General features: G+C 69.1%; 16 protein-coding genes. 8 read left to right on the top strand and 8 right to left on the bottom strand.

The genetic code is table 11. The annotated features are described in order from the left end of the window. Positions 1-1223 precede the first annotated feature (1223 nt). From J7D54_RS09455 to pknB, 3 genes are all read right to left on the bottom strand, one after another. Positions 1224-2054: a hypothetical protein gene (locus J7D54_RS09455; RefSeq protein ID WP_182763652.1), complete on the bottom strand. Its 831-nt coding sequence runs from the start codon at positions 2052-2054 to the stop codon at positions 1224-1226. Positions 2055-2293: 239 nt separating this feature from the next. Further along, on the bottom strand, positions 2294-3499 hold the full coding sequence (locus J7D54_RS09450; protein ID WP_182763651.1) for a hypothetical protein: 1206 nt from the start codon (positions 3497-3499) through the stop codon (positions 2294-2296). Positions 3500-3539: 40 nt separating this feature from the next. Beyond that, entirely contained in the window at positions 3540-5594 is a 2055-nt protein-coding gene (gene pknB / locus J7D54_RS09445) for a Stk1 family PASTA domain-containing Ser/Thr kinase (protein ID WP_182763650.1), read from the bottom strand. Positions 5595-5740: 146 nt separating this feature from the next. Here pknB and J7D54_RS09440 point away from each other — a divergent pair, with 146 nt between their 5' ends. Further along, a complete protein-coding gene (locus J7D54_RS09440; protein ID WP_182763649.1) occupies positions 5741-6418 on the top strand; it encodes a thiamine phosphate synthase in 678 nt (225 codons plus the stop codon). Here the strand turns inward: J7D54_RS09440 and J7D54_RS09435 are convergent. Continuing rightward, complete coding sequence (locus tag J7D54_RS09435) at positions 6394-8769, bottom strand: HAD-IC family P-type ATPase (RefSeq protein ID WP_182763648.1); 2376 nt, start codon at positions 8767-8769, stop codon at positions 6394-6396. The two genes, J7D54_RS09440 and J7D54_RS09435, sit on opposite strands and share 25 nt — an antisense overlap. Next, a complete protein-coding gene (locus tag J7D54_RS09430) occupies positions 8759-9850 on the bottom strand; it encodes a polyprenyl synthetase family protein (protein ID WP_182763647.1) in 1092 nt (363 codons plus the stop codon). The genes J7D54_RS09435 and J7D54_RS09430 overlap by 11 nt, the downstream gene beginning before the upstream one ends. Before the next feature lie 46 nt (positions 9851-9896). Between J7D54_RS09430 and J7D54_RS09425 the strand changes: the two genes are divergently transcribed. Further along, positions 9897-10787, top strand: a complete 891-nt coding sequence (locus J7D54_RS09425; RefSeq protein ID WP_182763646.1) for a methylenetetrahydrofolate reductase — start codon at positions 9897-9899, stop codon at positions 10785-10787. Between the two features lie 9 nt (positions 10788-10796). Here J7D54_RS09425 and J7D54_RS09420 read toward each other — a convergent pair whose 3' ends face one another. After that, positions 10797-12998, bottom strand: a complete 2202-nt coding sequence (locus J7D54_RS09420; protein ID WP_182763645.1) for a UvrD-helicase domain-containing protein — start codon at positions 12996-12998, stop codon at positions 10797-10799. A 177-nt stretch (positions 12999-13175) separates the two neighbouring features. Here J7D54_RS09420 and J7D54_RS09415 point away from each other — a divergent pair, with 177 nt between their 5' ends. Both J7D54_RS09415 and J7D54_RS09410 read left to right on the top strand, forming a co-directional pair. Continuing rightward, positions 13176-14030 carry a thioredoxin domain-containing protein gene (locus J7D54_RS09415; RefSeq protein ID WP_182763644.1) on the top strand — a complete coding sequence of 285 codons (855 nt, stop codon included), beginning with the start codon at positions 13176-13178 and terminating at the stop codon, positions 14028-14030. After that, a complete protein-coding gene (locus J7D54_RS09410) occupies positions 14027-14833 on the top strand; it encodes a cytochrome c biogenesis CcdA family protein (RefSeq protein ID WP_182763643.1) in 807 nt (268 codons plus the stop codon). Before J7D54_RS09415 ends, J7D54_RS09410 begins: the two co-directional genes overlap by 4 nt. On the opposite strand, the gene J7D54_RS09405 is transcribed toward J7D54_RS09410, so the two are convergent. Then, a complete protein-coding gene (locus tag J7D54_RS09405) occupies positions 14830-15756 on the bottom strand; it encodes a hypothetical protein (RefSeq protein ID WP_182763642.1) in 927 nt (308 codons plus the stop codon). The two genes, J7D54_RS09410 and J7D54_RS09405, sit on opposite strands and share 4 nt — an antisense overlap. Before the next feature lie 287 nt (positions 15757-16043). Here J7D54_RS09405 and J7D54_RS09400 point away from each other — a divergent pair, with 287 nt between their 5' ends. The 4 genes from J7D54_RS09400 (at position 16044) to J7D54_RS09385 (ending at position 21975) form a co-directional block, all read left to right on the top strand. Beyond that, entirely contained in the window at positions 16044-16349 is a 306-nt protein-coding gene (locus tag J7D54_RS09400) for a DUF6504 family protein (RefSeq protein WP_182763641.1), read from the top strand. Beyond that, positions 16349-20089 carry a DNA polymerase III subunit alpha gene (locus tag J7D54_RS09395; RefSeq protein WP_182763640.1) on the top strand — a complete coding sequence of 1247 codons (3741 nt, stop codon included), beginning with the start codon at positions 16349-16351 and terminating at the stop codon, positions 20087-20089. Before J7D54_RS09400 ends, J7D54_RS09395 begins: the two co-directional genes overlap by 1 nt. Positions 20090-20094: 5 nt before the next feature. Continuing rightward, positions 20095-21315 carry a DNA polymerase IV gene (gene dinB / locus J7D54_RS09390; RefSeq protein WP_182763639.1) on the top strand — a complete coding sequence of 407 codons (1221 nt, stop codon included), beginning with the start codon at positions 20095-20097 and terminating at the stop codon, positions 21313-21315. A 78-nt stretch (positions 21316-21393) separates the two neighbouring features. After that, the gene (locus J7D54_RS09385; RefSeq protein ID WP_182763638.1) at positions 21394-21975 is read left to right on the top strand and encodes a CueP family metal-binding protein; all 582 of its coding nucleotides are present in this window, start codon (positions 21394-21396) and stop codon (positions 21973-21975) included. A gap of 3 nt (positions 21976-21978) precedes the next feature. On the opposite strand, the gene J7D54_RS09380 is transcribed toward J7D54_RS09385, so the two are convergent. Beyond that, positions 21979-22371 (bottom strand): DUF3040 domain-containing protein, encoded by a 393-nt coding sequence (locus J7D54_RS09380; RefSeq protein ID WP_182763637.1) that lies wholly within the window; start codon positions 22369-22371, stop codon positions 21979-21981. Positions 22372-22413 lie beyond the last annotated feature (42 nt).

Genomic DNA, 22413 nt, shown 5'->3' with positions numbered 1-22413 from the left:
GTGACGATGGCGGTGGGTGCCTTGCCTTCGAGTCGCGCCCGGTGTGCTCGCCCGCCGGGCAAGGCGGCTCCTCACCACAAGGGGTTTCACTCCGCTAAAAGGGACAATTACCCCCGGCCCGTGGGGAGAGTCCCTCCCGTATAGACAGCACCAAAAGGGTGCAGACCTGGCACATCAGGAATCATGATGTCTTCCAGCTGGTGAACGACTTCTCCATCAGTGACCGAGCGATGTTCCAACGACCAGCCCAGACCAGCAGGTCGAACTCCTACCACTCCCGATGGCCCCAGGAACCAGCTGCTTTCCCTTGACAAGCTCACAACTTCGCGAGAAACCCCGGTCTGGGGATCCGCTGTCCACAGACTTCCAGTAGCTAACCAGTAGAGGGACCTGCCGAGCGCTGTGAGCGTGGTCGGTCCGCCCTCGGACTGCCACTGGGCTACGCTGGCGCCGGGGCCAGTGAGAGGGAGGGGGGTGACTGAGCGTGCCTCCGGATCTATCCGCCAAATGTCTATTGTTGACTGGGCATCAGGTGACCTCGCCACGAAGGCGTAACTGAACCGATCCAAAGTAGCCATTCGCTCGCCCCACACCGAAGACACCTCTGCAGCGGGTCCAAAGCTCGAGACTGCGTCGGATGTCAGGTCGGTGAGGTGGACTTCGGGAGACAATCCTGATGCGGAGAAGGCGAACGTGCGTCCCCCGTTCCAACCGCTCCCCGCTCCGAGGAATCCATGATGGTCCCAATAATGATGATCGGTCCCATTGAACAACAGGAGCGCGGAGTCGTATCTACTCAGGTCTTGAGTGCCGTAGTTGATGACCGCGAGCACATGGTCTCCCGCCTGCGAAAGAGTGTCGATTGCTCCGCCGCGTACAGGGAGTTCCCATGTGCGGTGTTGTTGATCCCAATAGTGGGCCCGGTCGTTCGAGAGCCATGCGACGGCACCGTTGCAGCCGATCAAGCGGGCATTATCGATCGGGGTGAACTCCGTCACATCACGACTGCGGCCGTCGTCGCTGAGACGAAGCACCACTCCTTTACGGGTCGAAGGTTCATCACCAGCGCCGTAGTTGGAGAACCCCAGCGCGTAACCGCTGGCAGTGGGATCGAACTCGCCCTCCGACTCTGCAGGGCTTTCAATCCACGGATCTGCGCTGCAACCGCTGGCAGACGCGGCGCAGAGCGCCAAGCCTCCCGCTAGGAATGACCTCCGTCGCACTTAGGCTCGCTCAAGGTAGCGACTCAGGACGGTCAGCGGCGACTTCCAGAGGTCCTCCGGATATACACCAGGCCCGCCATTGCGATCCAGGTCGACGTTGTAGGTCGATGCATACATCCAAGCTGCCCAAACCAGACTCGAGCAGTTGTATGTCGACTTCCACACCTGGTCGTCGAGGGAAGCGAAAGGCCAAAGAGGATGTTTGTTGAATGAGAAATCGGACTCGTACTGGACGTTAGCGCTCAACCGATTGATGCCGAACTGCCCTGCGCGGTCGTTCATGTTGATGGACGCACCGTCGACTCGACGAAGATGAGCAGGATAACTTGCATGCGTTCGAAGCCCGGTGTAGGTACTAGTGATGCGCCGGATGCTCGGGATGTCTCTGCCCGGCATGTGCACTGCCTCACACTGGCCTGTGAAGAGAGTGTTGTGCCCATGGGCCACGGTGAGGGTCTTAGAGTAAGAGTACGTGAAGTATCCAGCGGCTGCGCAACCTAGCTTGACAGCGGTGCCTTCACCTGTGCTGTTCGTGGACAGTTCTGTTGCTTTCGGAATGTGCGCTGCTCTAGCCTCGCTCGAATCTTCATACAGCATCGCGACTACATCTTCCTCGCTGATTCCTCGGTTGATCGCGTGATCTGCAATGGACTCGGCGAGTTCCTTCGAACTAACGCTGGGATTCACAGACAGTATCTCGTCGATCCGAGGATCGGAAACACCGGGGCCAACCGATGCGCCGTGCGTAGGATCGTCCGCCACAGCCACTCCCGAAAAGAGGCTTATCCCGATCGCGAGGAGAATGCTTAAGCTCCATTTGTGCGAAATCATAGGTGTCTCCATCGACTGAAGCGCGCGGTGCTAGACGAGCGCTAATGGGGGTGGCGCGATGCCGAGAGTACTACGAACCGTAGTGAACAGAGAGGGGCTCTATACTGGCCGAGCGTGAACTGGGCACGTCAGGTGAGCGACGCCGATCCGCAGCGCGGAGATGCAGTTCGAGCCGTCATATGTCGATCAGATCTTCCCGCTGGACTCAGCATGGCGGCTCTCCGTTTTGCAGCCTGTGGCTAACGGGGTTCCAGCTCCGCGATCGGGCGCGGCCATGCGCCCAGTTCCTGCCAGACGAAGTTGGGCACCCGCGCGAAGAACCCGTGGAGGAACCGCGACGTGCGGTCCAGGTCTGCCGGCAGCCAGTCGTCGCCGTCGCCCACCCGGATGACCCCTGCCGAGATCTCGAACTTCGGCGCATCGGCCAGCATCAGGTACTCCATCTGGCGCTGGTGCATGACGTCAGAGCCGAACCTGGCGTTGCCGGTGCGCACGGTGAAGCGCCGGTTGAAGTCCTCCCACTCGAACTTCTGCGACCGCCCGAACAGGCCCCAGTTCACGGACAGGTCCTCGAACGGGAATGTGGTGCGGAACTCACAGAGGATCTCGTCGTGGTTGCGGATCTCTGTGTGGGTCCTGCCCTCGGAGTCCCTGCGGGTGTGCCTGGTCTTCCAGGTGTGCTTCAGGCGGACGAAGGGCAGCCCGTCGTTGGACGAGGTGATGATGTCGTGGGCCTGGTGGTCGAAGCCGCCGCCGGTGCTGCTCACGGCGCCCAGGTAGGCGTCGTCGCGGGGGAGGTAGGCCCAGCCCGGGCGGCCGTGGAAACTCAGGCCCGCAGGGGCGGGGGGCCCGCTGTACTGGGTGATGGCCGTGGTGAGCAGCGCGGCGCGCACGGCGGCCAACTGCTCGATGGCGTCCTCGAGCAGGTCCGCCTCGCGGGGTGCATCGACCAGGACCAGGTTGTCGTGGTCGACGCTGATCCGGTACGGCCCGCGGAGGTGGGCGCCCACCGCCGTGAGCAACTCCTCGGCATAGCGGCGGGACGGGGCGGCTGCGCGCAGCGTGCCGAGTTCGACGGGCTCGCCCAGCCTGGGCAGCCGGTCGTCGGTGACATGGAGGACCTCAGCCGCCGGGAGCGACTTCGGCAGGGGCATGGTCACCACGTACCCGGCGCTGCGCCAGGCGTCGCACGAGTAGCGGAAGGCCGTGAACGGCGTCGAGTCCCGCGCGGTGCCGAGCAGTTGGTCGTCCACGCGCCGGTCGAACCCCAGGCCGAACGGCGGCACGTTCAGGCCGTAGGTGATGGACAGCGGGGGAGACGTGATGAACTCCCAGCCCTTGGCCCGCAGCGACTGCACATAGCGGTGCCGCAGCAGCCCCCAGATGCCGAAGCCGACGGCGGCCACCGCCAGCACAATGAGCACGACCACCATGAAATCGGGCACGATCCCCCACCTCCGGCCACCAGTGTGCCAGCGATCGCGATCAGGCGACGTAGAGAGTGATCTTCGTCCCCACGGCGACCTCGGTACCCGCCGCGGGGTCTGTGCTGTTGGCGATGTCCAGCGGGATCGGGAAGTTCGAACTGCGCTCCACCTTGACCACCAGGTCGAGGTCCTCGAGCAGCTTGGTGGCCTCGTCGGTGCTCTTCATCCAGACGTCGGGAACCGTCACCATCACGGGGCCGAGGGATTTAACCAGGGTGACGGTGTCGCCGCGGTGGCCGCTGCCGTCGCGCGGGTCCTGCCTGATGACGCGTTCGGCCCCGACGTCCGCGGAGTTCTCCTCCTCGATCGCCACGGTGAAGCCGAGCTTCTCCAGATCCTTCACGGCCTTGTCCGCGCTCCCGCCCACATGGTTCGGGATGCGGATGGGTTCGCGGCCCTTGGAGACGCTCAGGTCGACGGGGGTGTCCGGCTTCAACTGCGCACCCTCCTCCTGCGAGGCGGTCAGCACGATGCCCTCGGCCACCGTCTCCGAGAACTGCTCCGTGACGGTGCCGACGGCGAGCCGTCCGGCGGTCAGCGCCTGGGATGCGGCCTCCAGCGGGATCCCGACCACCGCGGGCATGGGGTAGCGCTCCGGCCCCTTCGAGAGCACCAACGTCACGTCGGAGCCCCGGAAGAGGCGCTCGCCCGCTGTGGGGTCGGTGGTGATCACCACGCCGGCCGGTACGGTCTCCGAGTACTGCTCGGTGCGGTTGACCTTGAGGGCGTTGGCCGCGGCGGCCTCCCGGGCCTTGGTCTCGTTGAGCGTGCTCATCGCGGGCACGGTGGTGAAGCGCCCGTCGAGCCACCACCATGAGCCGACGCCCGCGGCGCCGGCCAGGAGGAGCACCACCAGGACGAGCGCGACGATGCGACGGCGCCGGTGGACCGGGTCGTCGGAGATGTGCAGGTGCGGGAACACGGGCGTGCGCTGACTGCGCGGCTGCGTGGTGGTGGCCACGGGCCGTGGCGACACGGGTTCGGCGACGGGGACCGGGTCCGGGCGTGGTTTCTTCTGCGCCGGGCGCCATTCGTCGCGGCGGAGCACGACGGTGGGGGGCGAGCCCGAGGACAGCGGGCGCGGCCGTTCGGAGGAACGTGTGCGCAGGTGTTCGGTCTCATCCTCCGCGGGGCTCTCGGGAAGCAGGGCGGCTGCGAGGGTGGGGTTGTCATGGCCGCCGGTGCGCGCGAGTTCGCGTCGCGCGCGGCGCACCGCGCTGAGCAGTTCCCGGCCGTCGGAGATGCGGGCCCGAGGGTCGCGGCGGGTGGCGGCGAGGACGAGGGTGTCGAGGTAGTCCGGGATCTCCCAGTCTGCGCTGTGCCCGATCTCCGCGAGCCGTTCGGAGGGTCGCTCGATGTCGACGTTCACGTGGCGGTAGGCGATCTGGTAGTTGTTCTCGCCCGTGTGCGGTTTCTTGCCGGTGAGCAGCTCGAAGAGCACCACGCCCGCGGAGTACACGTCGCTGCGGCCGTCCGGGCGCGAGTGCGTCACGAGTTCCGGCGGGAGGTAGCTGGCGGTGCCCACCAGGATGCCCGTGGCGGTCATCTGGGGGGAGCCCACCTGGCGGGCGAGCCCGAAATCCGCGACCTTGACCTGGCCACGGCGGGTGATCATCACGTTCTCGGGTTTGATGTCGCGGTGCACCACGCCCGCCTCGTGGGCGGCGGCCAGCGCGGCCGCGACCTGCTCGAACAGCTCGAGCGCCCTGTCCGGCGGCATGGGGGAGTCGCGGCTGATCATCCGGCGCATCGTCTCGCCCTCGATGAACTCCATGACGATGTACGGCTTGCCCTGGGAGGAGCCCTGGTCGAAGATCGACACCACGCTCGGGTGGGAGAGGAGGGCCGCGGACCTGGCCTCGCGGTCGAACTTGGCGGCGAATTCGTCGTCCTCGCCGAGGTCGCTGCGCATGACCTTGACCGCGACGACGCGCGACAGACGTCGATCACGCGCGCGATACACCGTGGCCATGCCACCGCGGGCGACTTTCGCCACGATTTCGTAGCGACCGTCGAGCACTTGGCCGACCAACGGGTCGAAAGTGCTGTTCATGCCACTCCAAGCACGGTCGGGGAAGGAGGCCGTGGGCCCGTTTGCTCTCCTGATTGTAGGCTGCCCGGCCGAAGCGTCCGCGACCGGCGCGCGGGCACCTCGCCGAACTCCTTCCGGTGGACTCCCCGACGAAGTAGATTGCCCTTGTGACCGCACCCTTGTCTCTTCACACCAGACTGCGCCTGGCCCGTCTCGCCCTGGTGGTGCCACCGGAGCGTTCCGGCCCAGAGGCCGCAGACTTTGCCGCCCACGGGGCCGACCTGCTGGTGCTGACCAGGGGCGAGCGCTCGGTCGAGGAAGCGGCGGAGGGGATCCGGGTGGCCCGCAACCGGCTGTTCGGCCTGCAGACGCTCATCGCGGCGGACAATCTCGACGTCGCTGAGGCCAGCGGCGCTGACGTGGTTTTCCTCAAGCGGCCCGGGTGGCGTCCGTTCGGGGTCAAGCGGCCCCATGAGTTCGCCCTGCTCGGGCGCTCCATCGACGGTGCCGGCGACGCCGACAAGATCGACGGTGACCCGTGGAACTTCGCCTTCGTCGGCCCGGCCGTGGACGGGGAGAACGCCGGCAACGCCGTCGCAGACATGGCGGTCCAGTACCCGCCCCTGGCGCTCCCAGCCGGCCCGGTGTGGTTCGCGGCCGGCGGCATCTCGTCGGGCAACGTCGACGCCGTGCTCGCCGCCGGCGCGCGCCGCGCCGTCGTCTCGACGGCCGTGTTCACGGCGGCAGACCCGTTCGCGGAGTCGCAGGCCATCGCAGACGCGCTGAAGGACGCCTGGACTGCGGACCCCGGCTCCGCCGGTTACGGGAGCGCCGCCTTCGGCTGACCCCAGACGTCGGCACGCTCCCGGCGGACGATCCTGGTGACCCACCAGGAGACCTCTACGAGCGCCATCCCGATCAGCCCGGCGACGACGCCGAAGGTGATCTCCGCCGTGTTCGTGATGTCCAGCCCCAGCGCGCGGCGGGCGGAGGGCAACGCGAACACCAGGAAGTAGAACGCGTACGCGAACCCCACCAGGCCCACCCGCCACCAGTAGTAGGGCCGCGCCACCACGGCCAGCACCCAGGTGGCCGTCAGGATGAGCGCGATGAGGGTCGCGGTGGAGGCCTGCTCCTGGTGTGGATCCGGAACCACGCCGAAGCCGCGGGCGGTGACGTAGGTGGCGATGGTCACGCCGGCCACGATGAGGCCACAGGGGATGGCCACGGAGAGGGTCCGCCAGACGAACCCGGGGCGCGCCCGCTCGCGGTTCGGCGCGAGGCTCAACAGGAATGCCGGGATGCCGATCGTGAACCACCCCACCACCGTCATCTGCAGCGGCAGGAACGGGTTGGGAAGGCCCATCAGCCCGAGGACCAGGGCGAGCGCGATGGCGTAGACAGTCTTCGTGAGGAAGAGTTTGGCCACGCGTTCCACGTTGCCGATCACCCGGCGCCCTTCGGCGACGACGTGGGGAAGGGTGGCGAACTTGTCGTCGAGCAGCACGATCTGGGCGACGGCGCGGGTGGCCGGCGCGCCGGAGCCCATCGCCACGCCGAGATCGGCATCCTTGAGCGCCAGCACGTCGTTGACGCCGTCGCCGGTCATGGCGACGGTGTGGCCGCGGCCCTGCAGCGCACCCACCATCTGGCGCTTCTGCTCGGGCGTCACGCGGCCGAACACGTCGACGGCGTCGACGGCGTCGTCGAACTGCTCGCCCGCCCCGGGCAGCGTCCGGGCGTCGATGACGTCGCCGATGGCCACGCCCAGCGAGCGCGTGACGGCGGCCACCGACGCGGCGTTGTCGCCCGAGATGACCTTGAGCGCCACGCCTTGCTCCTGGAAGTAGGTGAGCGTCTCCGCAGCGTCCGGCCGGATGAGTTGGTCGAGGACCAGGAGCGCGACGGGGCTCAGTTCGCCGGGCGCCTGAGGGGAGTCGACGGGCTGCTTCGCCCGGGCGAGCAGCAGGACCCGCCGGCCGGTGGCACCGATCTGCTCGGCGCGTCGGGCGACTTCGTCATGGCCTGCGAGCACCTCCGGCGCTCCCAGCACCCAGTGCCCACGGTCGCCGGCGAAGCTGACGCCGGACCACTTCCTGGCGGAGGTGAACGGGGCCCGGGTCTCGACGGCCCAGGGCTCGTCGGCGGCCTCGATCGCCGCGGCGATGGCCTGCATGGAGGCGTTCGGAGCGTCGTCGGCAGCCACCAGTTGCGACAGGACCAGACGGGTGTGGGCGGGGTCGTCGGTGAGGTCCAGGAGCTCGCCCAGTGTCATGGCGTGCTGGGTGAGCGTGCCGGTCTTGTCGGCGCACACGACGTCGACGCGGGCCAGGCCCTCGATCGCGGGGAGTTCGTTGACCAGGCACTGGCGCCGGCCGAGCCTGATCACGCCCAGCGCGAAGGCCATCGAGGTGAGCAGCACGAGGCCCTCGGGCACCATCGGCACCAGCACGGCCACCATCCGCAGCACCGACTCCTGCCAGGTGGTGTCCGGCTGGTTGAACTGGACGAAGATGGACAGCGCGGCGACGGGGACCAACAGGTAGGTGACCCAGCGGAGGATCCGGTTGATGCCCTGGCGCAGCTCCGAGGAGACGAGGGTGAACTTGGCCGCCTGGGCGGTCAGTTGCGCCGCGTAGGCGTCGGCCCCCACCCTCTCCGCGCGGTACAGCCCGGTGCCGGAGATGACGTAGGCCCCCGAGAGCACCTCGTCGCCCGGCTGCTTGGCCACCAGGTCGGCCTCGCCGGTGAGCAGCGATTCGTCGACCTCCAGGTAGTCGGCCGCCACCACGGAGCCGTCGACGACGATCTGTTCGCCGGGCCCGACCGCGATGAGGTCGTCGAGGACCACCTCGTCCCTGGCGACCCTGGTGCGTTCGCCGTCGCGCACGACGACGGGGTGGGCCTCGCCCACCACGGCCAGGTTGTCCAGCGTGCGCTTGGCGCGCAGTTCCTGCACGATGCCCACGACGGAGTTGGCGATGATGAGCAGGCCGAACGCTCCCTGGAGCAGGTTGCCCGTGACCAGGACCAGACAGAACAGCACGAAGAGGATGGCGTTGACCCGGGTGAGCACGTTGGCGCGCACGATGTCTGCGGTGCTGCGCCCGGACCGTGATGGCAGGTGGTTGACCCGGCCGGAGGAGACGCGTTCAGCGACCTGGGTGGAGGTGAGCCCGGAGAGCTCAGTGGGCACGTCTGACGCTCCGCTCGGCGAGCCCCGCCAGAGCGGTGCGGCCGTCCGCGGTCATCTGGGTGTCGTCGAGGACGGCCAGGGCGTGGCGCATGTTCTCCTCGATCACGGCCTCCACGTGGGCCAGGGCGCCTGAGGCTTCGATGAGCTCTGCGGCCCGGTCGACGTCGGTGTCCGTGAGGCCCTCGGCGCCCAGCAGCCCGCCCAGTTCGCGGGCCTCGTCGGGTGAGGCGTGGGACAGCGCCGTGAGCACCAGGACCGTGCGCTTGCCCTCGTGGATGTCGCCTCCGTAGGGCTTGCCCGTGACCTCCGGCCTGCCGTAGACGCCGAGCACGTCGTCGCGCAGTTGGAAGGCGCGGCCGATCACGGAACCGAACTCCGCCAGGGCGCCCTGGAGCTGGGCGTCGGCGCCACCGAGCGCAGCGCCGATCTGGGAGGGACGCCGGATGGAGTAGCTGGCCGTCTTGTATTCGAGCACGCGGCGGGCCACGTCGAGTTCGTCGGCCACCGACGTGGCGCCGGTGACGCGGTACTGCGCGCTCACGTCGAGGAACTGCCCGGCGGTGACCTCGGCCCGCATGGCGCTGAGGAGCGGCCGGGCGCGATCGAGGCCCGGGGCGCCGGAGCCGTCCGCGAGCTCGATGCTCCACATGAGGAGGAGGTCGCCCAGCAGGATGGCTGACGACACCCCGAAGTCGGTGACCGACCCCCGGCCGCCGCGCGCCGCGTGCAGCGACTCGAACTGCTTGTGGGCGGACGGGAGGCCGCGACGGGTGTCGGCGGCGTCGATGAGGTCGTCGTGCACCAGCGCCGACACGTGGAGCAGGTCCAGCGAGCTCGCGACGTCGAGGAGTGACCGGGCCTGCGTCGGCTGCCCGGCGGCGGCCACGTAGCTCCAGTAGCAGTAGGCGGGACGCAGCCGCTTGCCACCGGCGGTTGCGGCACGGGCGACGGGGAGTAGATCCGAGGAGCCGATGGTGTCCAGCAACTCCTCCTGCCCATCGAGGAACCGGTCGATGGTTTCGCCGATGGCGGACAGCAACGGCGCGCTCAGCGGGGAGCTCGGATCAAACGGGGTGCTCACGTGGGCAGCTTAGTCGAGGCGTTGCGGCGTTCCCTATGGTGGGTACATGCCGTCGACGATCTCACGGCCCACGACGGTGGGGGAGCTGCTCTCCGCCGCACAGGGTCCCCTTTTCTCCTTCGAGTTCTACCCTCCCCGCTCCGAGGAGGAGGAGCCCATCCTGTGGCGCGCCGTCGAGGCCCTGACGCCACTGGAGCCTGATTTCGTGTCGGTCACGTACGGGGCCACGGGCTCGCGTCGCGACCGCACCATCCACGCCACCCGCCGCATCGCCACGGAGAACGGCCCGCTGACCGTGGGGCACCTGACGTGCGTGGACCAGTCGAAGGCCGACATCGCCGAGGCGCTGGCCGCCTACCGCGACGTCGGCGTCACCAACATCCTGGCCATCCGCGGCGACATGCCGGGCGGCGGCGAGTGGGTGCGGCACGCAGACGGCCTGGCCAACGCCACCGAGCTGGTGCGCTTCATCAAGGAACAGGGCGATTTCTGCGTGGGCGTCGCGGCCTTCGCGAACCCCCACGAGACCACCGAGGACCCCGAACTCGACGACCGCATCCTGCTGGCCAAGGTGGAGGCGGGGGCGGAGTTCGCCATCACCCAGCTGTTCTTCGACGCGCAGAGCTACATCGACCTGGTGCGTCGGGTGCGGGCGCTGGGCTGCAGCATCCCGATCATCCCGGGCATCATGCCGCTGACGGTGATCTCGCAGATCGAGCGTTTCGCCGGCCTGTCGGGCCGCGCGCTGCCGGACAAGTTCGTCGCAGCACTCCGCTCGGCCGCCTCCAAGGAGGAGGTGCGCGAGATCGGGATGGCCACGTGCCTCGAGTTGTGCCGCACGCTGCTGGACGCCGGCGCGCCCGGGCTGCAGTTCTTTACGCAGAACCGCAGCAAGGCCACGCGCGAGATCCTGGCCGAGCTGAAGCACCTCTCCTGAGCTGGAGACCTAGTCCAGCAGCGCCCGCCACTGGGAAGTGTCGACGTCGAGGGTGATCATCTTCTGCGTCGCCCTGGTCAGCGCCACGTAGAGGACGCGGGCGCCGCCCGGTGACTCCGCGATGATCTCGTCCGGCGAGACCACCAGCACTCCGTCGTATTCGAGGCCCTTGGCCTGGAGCGCCGTCACCACGATGAGGCGGTCCTCAAACGCCGCGAGGCGGGGATCCTGGAACACGCCCAGCTGCACGGCACGCAACCGCGACGGGGGGACGATCACGCCGATGGTTCCGTTGACCTTCGCCGCGACCGACAGGAGGTGCTCGCGCAGCGCCCGTGGCAGGGCCTCCGTGGTTGTCGCCTCGACGCTGGGCTCCACGCCGGTGGAGCGCACCGCCTTGGGCAGGTCTGCGTCCGGGAAGACCTTCGTGATGACCTTGGCGGCGAACTCGAACACCTCGCTGGGGGAGCGGTAGTTCGTCGAGAGCGTGAAGGTGCGGCTGGCCGCCCGCCCCACGACCTCGTTGAGGGCCCGGCTGGTCTCCTCCTGGTTGGGGTAGGAGCTCTGGGCGGGGTCGCCGACGATGGTCCACGACGACTGGGGCCCCCGTCTGCGCAGCATCCGCCACTGCATGGGCGTCACGTCCTGGCCTTCGTCGACGAGGATGTGGGCGTAGGTGTTGTGCGGGTCCTCATCCGGATCCACGTGCCTCTCGTGCCGCAACAGGTCCGCCGTCGTGAGCACCTCGGCGACAGCGCCGCCCTCGAGGAAGACGTCGGGTTCCTTGTCGACGTCCTCGGGCGGCACGCCCAGGATGTGGATCAGCTCGTCCAGCAGTGCGATGTCGGCCACGGACCAACCGCGCACGATTTCGTCGCCCTCGTCAGCGGCCTCGAGCCAACGATAGGAGGAGACGAGGCAGGCGCGCTGGTCCTCGTCGAGCTCGCCGGCGGCGACCTCTGCCACGACGGCGGGGTCGGCCAGTCGGGCCAGTACCCGCGTCGCGCTGAGCAGTGGCCACCACCGGGGCATGAAGGCGTGGAGGCTGGGGTGTTCGCGCACCTGTGCCTCCAGTTCCTGTGGCTCGATCTCCACATCGCCCGGGAACTTGCGGATGAGTGCCGCCGCGACCAGGTCGGTCGCCATGCGGCGGCCCTTGTTGAGCTTGACGCTGGAGAGCACCTGTTCGCGGATCCGGTGCAGTTCCCTCGCGCCCAGCCCGAGCACTTCACCCTTGACCGTGACCCGCACGGAGTCCACGTCGTGTTCCGGCAGCGGGGCGCGCACGAGGTGCTTGAGGACCTTCTGCATCGCGAGCGACCCCTTGATGGTGGCGGCTGCCGCCTGGTCGACGCGTTCCGTGCTGAAGCCCAACACGTCGGAGGCCACCGAACCGATGGCCTTCAGCGTCACGGAGTCCTCACCGAGGCTGGGCAGCACCCGCTCGATGTAGTTCATGAAGACGCTGGAGGGGCCGACGACGAGCACGCCGCCCTTCTCGAGCCGCGCCCTGTTGGTGTAGAGGAGGTAGGCGGCGCGGTGCAGTGCGACCACGGTCTTGCCGGTGCCGGGGCCGCCGGCGATGATCGTGACCCCCTGGTACGGCGCGCGGATCGCCTCGTCCTGTTCGGCCTGGATGGTGGCCACGATGTCGCGCATGGTGCGGCCCCGGGCCCGGCTGAGGGCCGCCATCAGGGCGCCTTCACCGAGGATGGGCAGGTCGGTCGCGGCAGACGAATCCAGCAGGTCGTCCTCGAGGCCGACCACCTTGTCGTCGCGGCAGCGCAGCACGCGCCGGCGGATGACCTTCATGGGTTCGGCCGGCGTGGCGCGGTAGAACGGTTCGGCCGCGGGCGCGCGCCAGTCGATCACCAGCGGTTCGTAGTCCTCGTCGCGCACGCCGATGCGGCCGATGTAGCGGACCTCGTCGGTGGTGAGGTCGATGCGTCCGAAGACGAGGCCTTCGTGTTCCGCGTCGAGGATCGCCAGCCGCTTGGCGGCCTGGTAGGCGAACGCGTCGCGCTCGAACAACGCCGTGCCGTCCTCCTCGCGGAGGAAATCGGTGCGGTCGGAGATGAAGATCTCCCTGCCCTGCTGGGCCAGGTTCTTGGCGCTCGCCGTCGCGGTGGTCAGATTGGCGTAGACCCTGTCGACGTGAGCCTGTTCCAGGGCGATTTCGCGTTCCAGGTCAGCGCGCGATGTGGTGGTCAAATCAGACCTTCCTCCGTGAAAGACAGACAGTCAACCCTACTACCCCCGTATGAACGCCACCTGAACCGTCCGGACAGCGGCGGGCCGCCCGCGGAGCCGACCCTGGATTGGATGCCTTCCGGGGGATGGGGCAGAGTGGGGGCGAACACAGTGATGCCAGAGTGATTTGAGTGAGCCATGAACAGCCCCCCGCAGACCGGACGCATGACCATGACGAAGGACAAGTGGATCGTGCTGAGCTTGTTCCTGGTGCTGGTGGTCGCGCTGATCGCGTTCTCGCAGACTCGGCCGCTCGAGCAGAGCGCGGCTCCCGCGGCGGTCCCCGGCGCTGAGGCGCCGGCGGCCGGCACTCCCACCACGGAGGCTCCGGTGGCGGAACTGCCGGCCACGGAGGCTCCCGCCCAGGAGGATCCGGCCGCCGCCCCGCCGCCGGAGGAGGGCACCGACGCCGGTGCCGACCAGGCCGGGTACGAGCAGTGGGTGCGCGATGAGTTCCCCCGCCGCCTGGAGGGTGACCCCATGGCAATGGGCGCACTGGACGCCCCCGTCGTGTTGACCGAGTGGGCCGATTACCGCTGCCCGTTCTGCTCCGTCTTCGCCGAGGAGACGCTGCCCCTGCTGCAGAAGTACATCGACGACGGCACGCTCCGCATCGAGTTCCGCGACCTGGCGCTGTTCGGCGACGAGTCGGTCAAGGCCGCCACGGCGGCGCGCGCTGCCGGCCTGCAGGGGAAGTACTTTGAGTTTCAGCACGCCATCTTCGCCGCCACCCCGAACCAGGGACACCCCGACATCCCCGACGATCTGGTGATGGGCATCGTCGCAGACCTGGGCCTCGACGCGGCCCAGTTCGAGGCCGACTGGGCGCAGCCCGCACTGCGCCAGGCCGTGCTCACGGATTCGCAGGAGGCGCAGGGCATGGGTGTGTCGGCCACGCCGGCCTTCGTCGTCGGCACCCAGTTCTTCACCGGCGCGCAGCCGATCGCCGAATTCGAGCGCGTCATCGAGGCCGAGGCCGCCAAGCTCGGATGACGATCGGCTATGCGGGGGCGTTCCTCGGCGGCATCGCGGCGATCCTCAGCCCCTGCGCGGCGTTGGTGCTGCCCGCCTTCTTCGCCTATGCCTTCGGGGATCAGCGGGCCCGGCTCATCGGGCGCACCGCGCTGTTCTACGTGGGCCTGCTGCTGACGCTCGTCCCGCTGGGGCTGGCTGCCGGGGCGCTGGGCGGCCTGCTCACCAGGCACCGCGACACCCTCGCACTCGTCGGTGGCATCGTGCTCATCCTCTTCGGCCTCATCATGGCGCTGGGCATCCGGCTGCCGATCCCCGGGCTCGCGCAGCGTGGCGACCCCAAGGGCCCCATCGGGGCGGTGCTGCTCGGTATGACCTATGGCTTGGCCGGCGCCTGCACCGGGCCGCTGCTGGGCGCGGTGCTCACCGTCGCGGCGGTGGGCGGCAACGCCGTGCGGGGCGGCCTGCTGCTCGCGCTGTTCGGCGCGGGGATGGTGGTGCCGCTGGTGATCCTGGCGCTGCTGTGGGACCGGCTGCGGCTGGGGGAGCGGCTCAGGCCCCGCCCGGTCAGGATCGGCCCGTTCACCACCTCTTCGCTGGGTCTCGTTTCCGGCCTGCTGTTCATCGGCGTCGGGGTGCTGTTCATCACCACGGACGCGACCGCGGGCATCGGCGGCATCCTCGACGCGACGCAGCAGTTCCACCTCGAGTCCTGGCTGCGCGAGGTGGGTCTCCGGATCCCCGACCTCGCCGTCGTCGGGGCCGTGGTGGTGGTGGCGGGTCTGCTGCTGTGGGGTTGGCTGCGCCGGCCGACGCGGCCCTAGCCCCGGCGCCCCAGCCGGGGCGGCGTGAACGCCTTGTTGGTCGGGCGCGGGTCCTCGCCGGTGAGGCGCTCATGCAGCGCGTAGACGGCCAGGGCTGCGCTCGCCAACTGCCCCCAGGGGGCCGCACCTGCGGGTGAGGTGGCGGAGGCGCGAAGTTGCCGGCCGTCGTCGATCGGGGTGCCGAGAGTTGCTCGGCGCTGCCACCAATGAGGCCTCAGCATGTGGGGCCGACAGTCGATGTCGGCCGGCCCGTCGTGCGAGTCGACGGTGCGTACCCCCCGTTCGGCCACCCGCTGGCGCAGCAGGTCGACGAGGCGCTCGGCGGGCTGCGGGGCCCCGGCGTCGTCGGTGACCTGCCAGCGGCCGAACATCCGTTCCAGCAGCAGCGGGAGCGCGGCCGTGCCCGGCTTCTCCGGGCCCAGGGAGAGCACCACCTCTGACAGCGGCGTCCGGAGCCTCTTGGCCAGGTCTACCACGTTGCGGTCGAGCCACAGCGTGGCCCGTTGTTGCTTCGTGCGCACCGGCTCCGTGCCCTCCAGGGCGTGCCGGCGGAAGGCCTCCCACACCGGCAGCAGGTCGTCGAGCAGGTCGCGCCAGCGCGCCGCCTCCTCCGGGTCGAAAGTGGCGGCCAAGGCGTGGTACTGCGCACCCCGCTCCGCCGGGAGGTCGAGCGTGGTGCCGTCGCTGAGGTGGTAGCGGCGCGCTGGCGCCTCCGTGAGGGCCAGCCCCGCGCCGTTGAGCGCGGTGACCAGGTGGGCGCCGGATTTCTTGAACAGGTCGCGCCAGGTGGCGGGCAGCACGATGGTCTGCGGCAGCGGGTCGACGGTGTGCCCGGCCGCGTCCAGGGTCACCTCATGCCCGAGCCTGGCGAGCCGCGCGGCGGCAGCCAGACCGGCCAGCGTGGCGCCTCTGACGATGAGCATAAGACTGATCGTAGGGCTTCGCGCCAGGGCTGTCGGCGCCCCTCCGACCGGGCGCCGGGGGGAGCTGCGCACGAATCACCGGCGCCCTTTTCTTTTGTCGGACGGTCGATCTATAGTGAAGATCACCGCACGCTTGTTCGATTAGTTCGGGGAAGCTCTGGTCCGTATCAAGCGTGAGGTGAGGGGCCACCCCGGCCCGGCGCGGCTTCGACCCCTGCGCCGGGCCGGGGTTCCCGGGTCGAAAAGCATGATGTGTTCTATTCGAGTGTTCCCCGGGAGGTGGCCCCATGCGCAGGTACGACGACCCCATTTTCGTGTTGTTCAGAGAAGAGCCCAGACAGTTCATCTGGCGCGACAGGCTGTTGCTGGTCAAAGAGGTGCAGGCCCGGTGGAGCCGCGCCACGCCGTGGTGGGCGGGGCAGCAGGCTCGCGCCGCCCGCGGCGAGAGCGTCGACCGGGCGGTGGGGTCGGATCTCCTCGGAGAGTTGGAGGTCTGGCGCGTCGAAGCGGGCAACGGACGCCACCGGGGCGTCTACGAACTGGCCCGTACCGTCGGCGCGGAGAACTGGGTGCTCCAGGCGGTGCTCGACTGATGTTCCCCCATCTCAGGGTGGCCTCCGGCTACTCCTTCCAGTACGGCGCCTCCCACCCCAGCGCGCTGGTGGCGGAGGCCGTCGCCCACGGCATGGACGCGCTCGCCATCACAGACCGCGGTGGCCTCTACGGGGCCGTCCGCTTCGCCAAGGCGTGCCTGTCCGCGGGCATCGCGCCCATCGTCGGCGTTGATCTCGCGGTGCGACCCGACGGCTGGCTGGCCCGCCGCCGGCCCACTGCGGTACGGGGTGGCCAACTGCGCGACGAGAGACTCCCGCGCGCCGTAGTGCTGGCCACCTCCCGCTCGGGGTGGGGCACGCTGTGTCAGCTCATCACCGCGGCCCAGCAGGCCGGGGAACGGGCAGACCCGGTGGTGACCCGTGAGATCATCGCGCAACACTGCGCCGGCCACGACGTGGTGGTGCTCCTGGGCGCGGATTCGCAACCGGGTGAGCTGCTCGTCGCCGGCCGGCCCGCCCAGGCCGCCGACGAGGTGCGGAAGTGGCGCACGGAGCTGGGGGATGGGCTGTTCCTCGCCGCCACCAACCACCAGACCGGGGGCCGCGGAGTCGCCTCGGCGCACCAGGCCGCCGGCCTCATCAGGCTGGGGGACGGCTTGGGAGTCCCCGTGGTGCTGACCAACATGGTGCGGATGGCCCGGCGGGAGCAGGCCGCCACCGTCGATGTGCTCGACTCCGCACGCCGCCTCGTCCCACTGGACGTGCGCAACATCGACCGCCGCAACGCGGAGGGCCACCTCAAGGGCACCGACGCCATGACGCTGGCCGCAGGGGAGGCCGCGCTGCTGGCCGGGCGCCCTGATGCGTCGGCGTTGTTGGCAGCCACCCGCGGCTTGGCGGAGCGGTGCATGCTGGACCCCATCGGCGACATCGGCCTGGGCGAGATCCGGTTGCCGGAGTTCGAGACCCTCGGCACCACCGCGGAGGAGGCGGCCGGCGTGTTGCGCGCCCGCTGCGAGGCCGGCCTCACCGAGCGCTACGGCACGCTGGACGGGCAGGCCCTGGAACGCCTCGACGACGAACTCACCGTCATCGGCAAGCTGGGGTTCGAGTCGTACTTCCTCACAGTGGCAGACGTGGTGGGCCTCATCCGGGACCTGGGTATCCGCTGCGCCGCGCGCGGGTCCGGAGCGGGGAGCCTCGTCAACTACGCGCTGGGCGTCTCCGGGGTGGACCCCATCAAGTACGGGCTCATCATGGAGAGGTTCCTGTCGCCGCTGCGCGTGGCGCTGCCCGACATCGACCTCGACGTCGAATCGGCGCGCCGCACGGAGGTCTACGACAAGATCCTGGCCACCTTCGGCGAGCAGCGCGTGGCGTGCGTGGCGATGATCGAGACCTACCGCGTGCGCCACGCCGTGCGCGATGTCGGCGCTGCGCTCAGCCTCCCACCGGCGGAGATCGACGCCATGGCGAAGGCCTTCCCGCACATCCGTGCCCGCGACGCCCGCGCGGCGCTGCGCGACCTCCCGGAACTCCGGGCCGCGGGGCTGGGGGAGGAGCGTCTCGACATGCTGTTCTCCCTGGTCGAATCGCTCGACGGGTTGCCCCGGCACATCGCGCTGCACCCCTGCGGCGTGATCCTCAGCGACTCCTCGCTCGGCCAGCGCACCCCGCTGGAGCGCAGCTTCGGTGGCTACCCCATGAGCCAGTTCGACAAGGACGACGTCGAAGACCTCGGCCTGCTCAAACTCGACGTGCTCGGCATCCGCATGCAGTCGGCCATGGCCCACGCGCTCACGGAGATCAGCCGCACCGCCGGCCCGGCGCCGGACATCGACGCGCTCGCCCCGTTCGACGACGGGGAGGTGTACGACATGATCGCCCACCGCGCCACGCTGGGCTGCTTCCAGATCGAATCGCCCGGCCAGCGGGAACTGGTGGGCAAGTTCGGGCCGGAGACGTTCCACGACATCATCGTCGACATCTCCCTGTTCCGGCCCGGCCCCGTGAAGTCGGACATGGTCACCCCGTTCCTCGAGGCCCGGCAGGGCTGGACGGAACCGGAGTACCTCCACCCCAGCCTCATCCCCGCCCTCGAGCAGACCTTCGGGGTGGTGGTCTTCCACGAACAGATCATCCAGATCATCTCCATCGTCACCGGCTGTTCGCTGGCCCAGGGCGACGAGGTGCGCCGCGCGCTGGGAGATCGTGAGGGCCAGGTGAAGGTCAAGGAATGGTTCGTGCCGAAGGCGCTGGCCAACGGCTACCCGGAGCCGCTGTGTGAGGAGATCTGGGCCATCCTCGAGGCGTTCGCCTCGTTCGGGTTCTGCAAGGCGCACGCGGCGGCCTTCGCGCTGCCCACGTACCAGTCGGCATGGTTGAAGCGGCACTATCCCGCGCACTTCCTGGCAGGGATCCTCACGCATGACCCGGGGATGTACCCCAAGCGGTTGCTGCTGGAGGAGGCACGCCGGATGAACATCGCCGTGCTGGGCCTCGACGTCAACCGCAGCGTGCAGGACTACCGGGCGGAACCGCTCGACGACGTGGCCGGAACCGATGAGACGGTGCGGCTCCCGGAGAACCTGGCGATGGAGCATCCCTCAGCACAGTCGCTCAGTGCCCACGGGCACCCCGGTCCAGACGGGGACGGACTGCCCCGCGTGGAGGGCTGGGGAATCAGGCTGTCGCTGTCTGATGTGAAGGGCATCTCGGAGGAGGAGATGCGCCAGATCGTGGGCGCCCGGCCCTACACGTCGCTCACGGATTTCTGGTCCCGTGCGAACGTCTCGGAACCCGTCGTGGAGCGGCTCATCCTGGCCGGCGCGTTCGACCGCCTCTACGGCATCGGACGGCGCGCCCCCGTTCAGCGGCGCACCCAGGTGACCCGGCGCGACCTCCTGCTGGCGCTGGCAGACCTCCACCGCGAACGCCGCGCCGACAGCCGGGTGGGGGCGCTGCAGGGCGCGTTCAGCTTCGGCGACGAGGAGGCCGAACCCACCGCGGACGTGGTGCCCACCGGCTTGGCGGAGATGGACGACGAGCAGCGGCTCAAGGCCGAACTCGAGATCCTCGGGCTGGATGCCAGCCACCACATCATGGAGCGCTACCTTCCGTTGCTGCGCGCCATCGGTGCGGCCAGCTCCCGCACGCTGCTGCAGCGCCGTAACCGCGACGAGGTGCTCGTCGCGGGGGTGAAGGTGGCCACCCAGACCCCTCCGGTGCGCTCGGGCCGGCGGGTGATCTTCCTCACCCTCGACGACTCCACCGGCCCGGTGGACACCACCTTCTTCGAGGACGTCCAAGGCCCGTACGCGGCCACGGTGTTCGCGTCGTGGATCCTGTTGGTGCGGGGACTCATCCGGCGCACCGGCACCCGCGGCCTCTCCATCCGAGCCACCGGCGCCTGGGACCTGAGCACCCTGGACGCGGCCTGGCGTGCTGCGCTGGACCAGGGGGCGACAGAGGCTGAGGCAGTCGCCGCTGTGACGGCCATCCTCGACGAGGTGCCCGAGGGCTACTCGTTGGTGGGGGAGTGGAAGCCTGCTGAGAAACCCCAAGCCGCGCCAGAGCCCCCGCTCCCGGCCGACGGCGAGGAACCGCCGCCGGATCCGCAGAACCACACCCGTGCCGGCGGGATGGGTCGGAGACGGGTGCTGGTGCATGCCAGCGGGTTCAAGCAGTCCCCCTACTCAGACATCAAACCGGCGGGCACCGGTGCCGCGGATGCCCCGCGCAAACTGTGGCACTCCAGCCCCGGAAGCTCAGGAAGGTGATCCCCATGCCTACCGCCCGCAGCCAAGCCTCCACGGGCGGCCTCCCGCAGGTCGTCGTGCACGTGGACATGGACGCGTTCTACGCCTCGGTCGAGATGGCGCGCCACCCCGAGCTGCGCGACGTGCCCATGTTCGTCGGCGGCTCCACCCGGGGCGTGGTGTTGTCGGCCAACTACCCGGCACGCCGCTACGGCATCACCGCCGGCATGCCGTCGAGCAGGGCCCGGCGGCTCTGCCCCCAGGTGGCCGTCGTGCACCCTGACCACGACCACTACGGTGCGGTCTCCACCGGCATCGGGGAGATCTTCGACACGTTCACGGACAAGGTGGAAATGGCCTCCATCGATGAGGCGTTCATGGACCTCACCACCGCCATGCGCCGCCTTGGCGAGGACCCGGTCGCCGTCGGGGAGCAGTTGCGCGCGCAGGTGATGGACGAGCAGGGCGTGGCGTGCTCCGTCGGCATCGGCCCCAACAAGTTCATTGCCAAACTCGCCTCGAAGCAGGCAAAGCCGGACGGTTTGCGCCTGGTTCAGGCCCAGGACGTGATCGCGTTCCTGCACCCGCTGCCCGTCGATGCCATCTGGGGAGTGGGGGAGGTCACTGCCGGCAAACTGCGCAAGCTGGGGCTGGAGACCGTACGGGACCTGGCGAACACGCCCCGGGCCACACTGCAGCGCGCCATGGGCGACAACCTCGGTGCCATGCTGTTCGACCTCTCCTGGGGCCGCGACGAGCGCTCGGTGCTGGCCCGTCAACCGGCGGAGCACAGCGTCGGCTCGCAGGAGACGTTCGCCCGAGACACCGACGACGCCGCCATCGTCGCCACGGAGATCCTGCGGATGGCGGAGCGTACCGCCGCCCGCATGCGGGCGCAGGAGATGGTGAGCCGCACGGTGACGTTGTCGGTCCGGTTCGCAGACTTCACCACCATCACCCGTACCGGCACGCTCAAGGCGTTCACAGACCGCACCAACGACGTCTACGCGGAGGCCATGCGGCTCTACGGCAAACTCAACCTGCAGCGCGCCCGTATCCGGCGGGTGGGCGTGCGGATGGAGAAACTCGTGCCGAAGGCCACCACCTACGAGCAGCCCGCCCTCGACGAGCCGGCGCACGGGTGGAGCGAAGCGGAACAGGCGGTGGACAGGGCGGTGCTGCGCTTCGGCCCGAAGGCGGTGCAGCGGGCCAGACTCACCCGTCGGCCCGCGCTCCACGCCTCGTGACCACTAACGCACCCCAGACAGTCCCGGTACCCCGCCCCGGTATAGCGTTGGCGACACCATCAGACGTGAGGACCCTAAGTGAAGAAGACCCTGATCGCCCTGGCCACAGTCGCACTGCTGCCCGTCGTCGCGGCCTGCTCCGGCGCCCCGGAACCTGTAGGCACCACCGCGACGTCGGCGTCCGCCGAGTCGGACTTCCTTGCGCAGCACAACCTCGACGGCAGGTCGGTACGCGAGATCGTCGCCAGCCTCGACGCCACCAACGATGACCGGGAGGCCGGCCCCTACGGCTCCGTCCGCCCGGGAGAGCTCGTTCTGAGTGACGACACCGGCGCTGAGGTCACGCTGCCCGTCGACGAGGGCTTTTATCTCTCCGTGGCGCCCTACCTGACGCAGACCCACGAGTGCTACAACCACAACCTGGCCTCGTGCCAGGGTGAGCTGGCCGGTGAGGAGATCGAGGTCTCCATCGTCACGGCAGAGGGTGAGCAACTCGTCGATGAGACGGTCACCACCTACGACAACGGGTTCGTCGGTTTCTGGCTACCCGCGGGTATCCAGGCCACCATCACGGTGGGCCAGGACGGGAAGTCCGCCACGCAGGAGATCTCCACCGGCATCGAAGACCCCACCTGCATCACCACGATGCAGCTGGTCTGAGGCTCAGAGGTCGCCCTGTTGACGTCGACGCCAGCGCTCCTCGAGCTTGTCCATGAAGTCCTGGCTGGATCCCGCACCGGGGGAGGTGCGGGGGCCGCCTGAACGGGGCCGACTGGGCTGCGCGTCGTCAGACACGCGACGCCAGGAACTGATTCCCACGAGAGCGCCGCCGAGCATCAACAGGAAGCCGCCGATACTGACGGCCGGATGGACCTGCACACCCACGAGAAGCACCACGACGCCCACGATGAACACGAGCCCTGCGATGGCGGCGCGACGACGGTGCAACTTGATCTGCGTGGTGCCGCTGAGTGCGTCGGCAAGCTTCGGGTCCTCAGCCTTCAACGACGCCTCAAGCTGTTCTAGCAGCCTCTGTTCCTGTTCAGACAGCGCCATGGCCTTCTCCCTTACTACCGGTGGCGACCATTCTATGCCGGG

This window comes from Tessaracoccus sp. MC1865 (assembly GCF_017815535.1).
Taxonomy (GTDB): Bacteria; Actinomycetota; Actinomycetes; order Propionibacteriales; family Propionibacteriaceae; genus Arachnia.
The sequence above is the reverse complement of the archived record's forward strand: the minus strand, read 5'-3'. Positions and strand labels throughout refer to the sequence as shown.

Bases quoted from the DNA above. Each gene is read 5' to 3' on its own strand.
- J7D54_RS09455 (WP_182763652.1), bottom strand. From the start codon at position 2,054: ATGATTTCGCACAAATGGAGCTTAAGCATTCTCCTCGCGATCGGGATA.
- pknB (WP_182763650.1), bottom strand. From the start codon at position 5,594: ATGAACAGCACTTTCGACCCGTTGGTCGGCCAAGTGCTCGACGGTCGC.
- J7D54_RS09425 (WP_182763646.1), top strand. From the start codon at position 9,897: ATGCCGTCGACGATCTCACGGCCCACGACGGTGGGGGAGCTGCTCTCC.
- J7D54_RS09415 (WP_182763644.1), top strand. From the start codon at position 13,176: ATGAACAGCCCCCCGCAGACCGGACGCATGACCATGACGAAGGACAAG.
- J7D54_RS09410 (WP_182763643.1), top strand. From the start codon at position 14,027: ATGACGATCGGCTATGCGGGGGCGTTCCTCGGCGGCATCGCGGCGATC.
- J7D54_RS09405 (WP_182763642.1), bottom strand. From the start codon at position 15,756: ATGCTCATCGTCAGAGGCGCCACGCTGGCCGGTCTGGCTGCCGCCGCG.
- J7D54_RS09400 (WP_182763641.1), top strand. From the start codon at position 16,044: ATGCGCAGGTACGACGACCCCATTTTCGTGTTGTTCAGAGAAGAGCCC.
- J7D54_RS09395 (WP_182763640.1), top strand. From the start codon at position 16,349: ATGTTCCCCCATCTCAGGGTGGCCTCCGGCTACTCCTTCCAGTACGGC.
- dinB (WP_182763639.1), top strand. From the start codon at position 20,095: ATGCCTACCGCCCGCAGCCAAGCCTCCACGGGCGGCCTCCCGCAGGTC.
- J7D54_RS09380 (WP_182763637.1), bottom strand. From the start codon at position 22,371: ATGGCGCTGTCTGAACAGGAACAGAGGCTGCTAGAACAGCTTGAGGCG.